This is a genomic window from Streptomyces sp. NPDC089915, from assembly GCF_040684675.1.
GTDB lineage: Bacteria > Actinomycetota > Actinomycetes > Streptomycetales > Streptomycetaceae > Streptomyces.
The window spans coordinates 1-5050 of record NZ_JBFBGN010000238.1; the positions used below are offsets into that span (position 1 = coordinate 1).

Here is a 5050-nt window from a genome sequence, read left to right on the forward strand (position 1 = left end):
GGCCACCTCCTCGGCATGGCCGAGTTCGAGGAGCCGGGAGACCAGGTACGCGGGGATACGAGGGGAGTCGGACCGGAATCGTCGGTCGAGATCAGAGGAGACATGACGTTAGCCATGGGACGGCCTTCCTCGTGAGCGGTGGCGGTGGTCCGTGGTGGAGGACGGGCCTGGCGGCACTATCACCCGGTACGTTTCCTTCCGCGATAGTCTGCCGCCGCCCCGAAGTCGAGGTCGAGTTCCTCCTGATGGGCACCCTGCGGGCCCACAGCGTAGGGGAAGGCCGCGACATCGTGCTCGTGCCGGCCGGCGATCTCGGCGAGTACATCGTGCTGGGCCGTGCTGTTCCCGTGGAACCACAGGCGCACATTGAGCTGGATCCGGCCCCTGCCCGCCTTCTCCACCCAGTTGTAGCCGCACAGCGCCTGCACGGCGCGGTTGACCGTCGAACGCGTGATCATTTTGCCGCCCTTCTGAGCGGCGACCTTGTTCAGCCCATCGGTGATCTCCTGCTGCGTGTACGGGGTGACGCCGGTGCCCGGCACCTGCCCGCCGGCCACGAAGAGGAAGACGCAGAGCTGGGACTTGGTGATGCTGTTCGCGACGGCCAACTGGGCGAGCAGCTGCGTGAACCAGTTGCTGGCCAGGCTGTAGCCGGACCCCCCGGCCATGTCGTGCACGGCCTTCGGATCGGCGGAGAACTCGAAGTGCACTCCCTTGAGCCGACGACGGCCCCCGGGATCGGCAACCTCGGCGACCTTCTCCCCGAGCTGCTGGCCCAGGACCGCCAGGATGTCTCCGTACTCGGCTTCGCTGCCCCCGGAGGTGGGGGCGGGCACGGGTCGGGGCCCGCGCCGACGACGGGCGGGCGGATCAGATGTCACGTGACCTCCTCGTTACTCAGGCGGTCCGAGGCTATCCAAAACTCAAGCACAGCTTGTCTTTTGACGCGGCGACGCGCCGAGAGTGCCCTCCGAGAGGCGTCTCGTTCGACCGCGGCACCAAAAATCCACGCCACGTGTACTTCCCGACGCCGCGGAGCGCGGAAAGTACACCCCTGCTTGATTTCGGTTGCCGCAATGACGACACGTACTTGTAGCTGCCACTCACATTCCAGCCCGCTCCCACCACTCAACGGCAACGCCCTGACCTGCGAAGCGGCCAAGCACCCGATCGCCGGTCAAAAATCAACGCCTGCTTGAGTTTTCCGCGAAATGTGCCCGCCAGGTACACACTCAGACCCTCCGAATGTGCCCCGGACGACACATCACCCCAGCCAAACCAGCAGGTCAGAGCCCATGTGCCTGCGGCGCCCTCTTACTAAAGAGCAACCCGACGCACAGCTCAGCGACCCATCGAGCGGCCCTAGGACGAACACACGACCCCCAGCCCCCGACCAAACAGCTCTGACCCACACCACCGAACGCGAGCCCCAACGCAGGGCATGCCGACTGAATACCGGCAGTGGCCACCCGCACCACCCCCGGCCCCAGCCACGCTACGCATTCCACCCCACCTCCCACCCGCAGCCGCCCACGCCGCCCAGCCACCCCGGCGGGGCACCGCAAGCCCGCCAGGGCTGAGGAGCTGCCGCCCTTGGGCGACGCGGTGAGCGGAAGCCGGTCGCGAAGGCGCACCCGGCTCCCCCTCCGCCCACCGATCAGGAACCCGTGGCCTGTCGGACGGCTGCGTCGACCTGGGCCCTGTCGTAGCCACGTCGTGCGAGATCGAAGCGAGGGCTGCCGGAACGCTGGTGCGGGGGTGACGCGAAGTACTGGTCCACCTGACGCCGGTCGTAGCCGCGCAGCACGACGTCGAACCGAGGCGCTGGGGCCCCGTCGGCTCCTGGCGCACCGATGATCCGGTAGGGCCCGACCGGCGCAGGCCCTGGGATACCGCGTTCGAACATTTAGTCCTCCCCCGCTCGACAGTCCCACTCAGAATGGCATGCACACAGCAGAGCCTTCGGCGTTCGCCCGGATCGAACGGGACGGACCGTCTCGCAGCCGGACGGCCAGCCGGCGGCTGATCCTGGGGCGGCTCCCTCGATTTCCGGCACAAGGGACGAAAATCGACCCCCAGAACGGCCCCTCAGAGGCCCGAACTCAACCCTCCCGGTATCTCGCGACGTTCCGACCCATGGGAGGCCGTCAGCGGGGCGTACAGGGCGTTTTGGGGACCCTGAACTCCTCTCAGAGGCCGGAAACATCACCTCGACGGAGCAATGACGACCGAACGCCACTGTGGACGGCGGATGAGTGGTAGGTCGGCCGAGGGCGCGGATCCTTTCCCAAGCCATGTCGGCTTTTCCCAACGAAGTCAATACAAGGTGACTTACTCAGGACTCATTGCATTCACGGTCGGCAGGCGTCGCAGGTGTGGGAGGTGATCGCTCCCAACAGCCTGACTGCGGCTGTGCGTACTGCTTGGTCCCCATCCCGGGTCAGCGCGTCCGCCGTGCTTGTGCCGTCGAGCACCGCTCGGTGCGCCGCGTACTTGACCTCCTGCTGAGGAGGGTTCGCGTGGTCGAGGATCGACTCCAGGAGCTCGATGACCCTTGGACGAGCGGTGACGTCGTCGGCCACCGCGAGGTCCCACAGGAACGGAACCGCTGGCCGTGCCCATCGCCCTCCCCCATCCCTCTCGCCCCCATGAGAGGTCACCCGGAGGGGTCTTTCAAGTCAAGGTAACCGGTGATCATCCGTACCAACCCGCCCCATACCAGGCCAACATACTTCGGTGTGCCTCTTCGCCTTCCTGCCAGAAGGTTAGTAAGGTACCCGCATGACCGCTCCATACGATCCGGAAGTCAGGGAAAAGGTAGTCGCCAAGCTGCCCGCCACCCTGCGGCAGGAACTCAAGGTCCGCGCAGCGCAGTTGGGCGTGGACATCCAGGACGCCGTCACCGAGGGCGTGCACGCTTGGCGTGCCGACGCGTCCGCGGCGACCGCCGTCGACACTTCAGGGGCCTCCTCCTTCTCGACGTACCTCCCCACCGGGCTGTACGGGGACTTCAAGGAGGACTGCCGGGTACGCGAGGTCCCGTACAACCAGGGCCTCGCACAGTCCATCCGGCTCTGGCTCGACACCCACCCCTCCCCCGCCGGCCGCCGCCGCCCCTCCAACGAGGGTGCGCGCCGGATCGTGGTCTGCAACCAGAAGGGCGGTGTCGGCAAGAGCGCCATCAGCAACGGCGTCTCCCAGGCCCTCGCCGAGACCGGCGCCCGCGTGTGCGTCATCGACTTCGACCCCCAGGGCCACCTCACCCGCCACCTCGGCGCCGAGATGCTCAGCATCAAGGAGCCCAGCCTCGCCAAGCACATGCTCGGCGAGATCGACGGCCGCGTCCGCGACCTCCTCGTCCCCATCGAGCACGGTGTGTTCGCCGGCCGGCTCTTCCTCCTCCCCTCCTGCAAGGACGCGTTCCTCCTTGACGCCCGGCTGGCCACCACCCGCCACGTGCGTACCAAGGAGACGGCTCTGGAGAAGGCGCTTGAGGAGCTGGAGAAGGAGTTCGACTACATCGTCGTCGACTGCCCGCCCAGCCTCGGCTACACCATGGACACCGCCCTCTACTACGCCCGCACCCGCGAGGACGAGTCCCCGAAGACCTCGGGAATCATCGTCCCCGTCCAGGCCGAGGACACCTCCGCCGACGCCTACGACATGCTCAGCGAGCAGCTTGAGGACCTGATCGACGACCTGGGCATCGAGATCAACCAGCTCGGCTTCGTCGTCAACCTCTACGACAGCCGCAAGGGCTACGTGGTCACCTCCTCCCTCAACAGCTGGAAGGAGTTCGGCGACCCGCCGGTCATCACCGTCATCGCCGACCTCAAGGAGCAGCGCGAGGCGGTCCGCGTGAAGCTGCCTCTGCTGCACTACGCGCCGGACTGTGAGCAGTCCGAGGCCATGCGCGAGATCGCCCGGAGGATCGCGGCATGAGCAAGAGCGACCTCCTCGGCACCGGTGCGGCCTTCAGCAACGCACGCCGCACCGCCGGCCGCAGCGAGCGCGGCCGGGCCAAGGCCATCGCGCAGGGCGATGTACCGGCGTACGAGTTGATCCGCGTCCCGCTCGAACAGGTCTCCCCCACCCCCCTGAACCCGCGCCGGAACTTCGGCACGGACGAGGAGAAGACTCGCTTCGGCGAGGAGCTCCGCCAGACGCAGCTCTCGGCGTGCGTCGCCGTCAGCCGCGGTGCGTACCTCGCGCTCTGGCCCGATCACGAGGGCCGGGTCGGTGCGGCCGCGTACATCCTCATCAACGGGGAGCGCCGTTTCCGGAGCGCGCTGCATGTGGGGTTGGAGTCGCTGGACTTCGTCGTACGCGACGACCTGGCCGTCTCCCGGACCGACTTCATCGACCACCTCCTGGCCGAGAACCTCGAACGCGAGGACTTCGACGTCATCGAGCGCGCCCGGGGTGTCCAGCAGCTGGTCGACACCTGCGCGGAGCAGGGACGGGAGCACGGGGCGAAGTCGCGTGCGGCGGAGCGGCTGGGCAAGTCGCCGTCCTGGGTGACCAACCAGCTGGTGCTGCTGGAACTCCCCGACGAGATCCAGCGCATGCTCAGCTCGGGCGACATGCCGGAACGCGACGGACGCCTCCTGGCCCGCGCGGCGAAGGACCGCCCGGGGGCGGACGCGGCCGCGCTGCTGGACCTCCTCCAGGAGAACAAGGCGCAGGCGGCCCAGACGAAGGCGACCCAGCGGGAACTCCTCCGCGAGGCGACCCGCGAGCCGGCTCCGGTGCCCGTGTCGGCCCCGGCGACGGCCCCGGCTCCGGTGGAGGTCCCGGCGTCGGCCCCGGCTCCGGCTCCTGTGGAGGTCCCGGCGCTGACTCAGGCCCCGGATTCGGTCGAGGCCTCGGACCCGGCGGTTGCGGTGCCCGCGCCGGCCGCCATCCCCGTATCGGCCCCGACTCCTGTCACCGCAGCCCCGGAACAGCCCGACTCGGAGCCCGGACTTTTGTCCGCGGACACAAGTCCGGCGGCCCTGGAGGCGCTCAAGGCACCCCCGACTCCCCAGGCCGAGCCGACCTGGCTCGTCGG

The 5050-nt window shown here is 68.3% G+C and carries 3 protein-coding genes; 2 read left to right on the forward strand and 1 reads right to left on the reverse strand.

Annotation, left to right across the window (positions count from 1 at the left end):
* Positions 1 to 179: 179 nt before the first annotated feature.
* Complete coding sequence (locus tag AB0O29_RS34015; protein ID WP_365159745.1) at positions 180 to 836, reverse strand: hypothetical protein; 657 nt, start codon at positions 834 to 836, stop codon at positions 180 to 182.
* A gap of 1945 nt (positions 837 to 2781) precedes the next feature.
* Between AB0O29_RS34015 and AB0O29_RS34020 the strand changes: the two genes are divergently transcribed.
* Positions 2782 to 3942, forward strand: coding sequence for a ParA family protein (locus AB0O29_RS34020; protein ID WP_365159748.1), 1161 nt, complete (start codon positions 2782 to 2784; stop codon positions 3940 to 3942).
* A partial coding sequence (locus AB0O29_RS34025; protein ID WP_365159751.1) for a ParB/RepB/Spo0J family partition protein occupies positions 3939 to 5050 on the forward strand: 1112 nt, incomplete at its 3' end. The genes AB0O29_RS34020 and AB0O29_RS34025, both read left to right, overlap by 4 nt.